The organism is Shewanella sp. SP2S2-6, assembly GCF_031931965.1.
GTDB lineage: Bacteria > Pseudomonadota > Gammaproteobacteria > Enterobacterales > Shewanellaceae > Shewanella > Shewanella baltica.
Genome location: NZ_JAUOEQ010000075.1, coordinates 1 through 890 on the forward strand (window position 1 = coordinate 1; position 890 = coordinate 890).

Here is an 890-nt window from a genome sequence, read left to right on the forward strand (position 1 = left end):
CACACGATCACCGTCATGCTGCAGGGCACGAACGACGTTCCTGTGCTGCAAGCACAGACGCAGGCCGTGACCGAAGACGGTACGCAGCTCAGCGGCCACATGGTCGCCACTGATGTGGACGCCGGCGACACACAAACCTTCTCTATCGCCCAACCAGTCGACGGCTTCACGCTCAACGCCGACGGCAGCTACAGCTTTGATCCGGGTCATGCCAGCTACCAACATCTGGCCGCTGGCCAGACGCAGGACGTGGTGATCCCCATCACTGTAACCGACAGCGCTGGCGCCACCAGCACGCAAAACCTCAGCATCACCGTCACCGGCGCCGCAGACGGCGCAGTGTTCGGCGGTGTGGATGTGGGAACGGTCACTGAGGATGCCGCCGTCACCAGCGGTCATCTGCAGGCTAGTGGCCAACTGACGATCACCGACTCCGATAACGGCGAAGCGCATTTCACCGTGCAGACGAATGTGGCCGGCAGCGCCGGCTACGGGCACTTCAGCATTGATGCAGCGGGCGCCTGGAGCTACACCGCCAACAACACCCAAGCGGCTATTCAGCAGCTCAAGGCCGGTGACAGCCTCACCGATACCTTGATCGTCACCAGCGCCGACGGCACGACCCACACGTTAACCGTCACCATCCAGGGCAACAACGATGCCCCGGTATTGACGGCACAAACTCAAGCCGTCAGCGAAGACGGCACCCAGTTGCAAGGCCACATGATGGCCACCGATGTGGATGCCGGCGACACGCAAGTTTTCAGCACAGCTCAGGCTGTCGATGGTTTCACGCTCAACGCCGACGGCAGCTACAGCTTTGATCCGGGTCATGCCAGCTACCAACATCTGGCCGCTGGCCAGACGCAGGACGTGGTGATCCCCATCAC

The 890-nt window shown here is 61.9% G+C and carries 1 protein-coding gene; it reads left to right on the plus strand.

The features are described 5' to 3' along the window. A partial coding sequence (locus tag Q4Q57_RS22015) for a VCBS domain-containing protein (protein WP_311892036.1) occupies positions 1-890 on the plus strand: 890 nt, incomplete at both ends.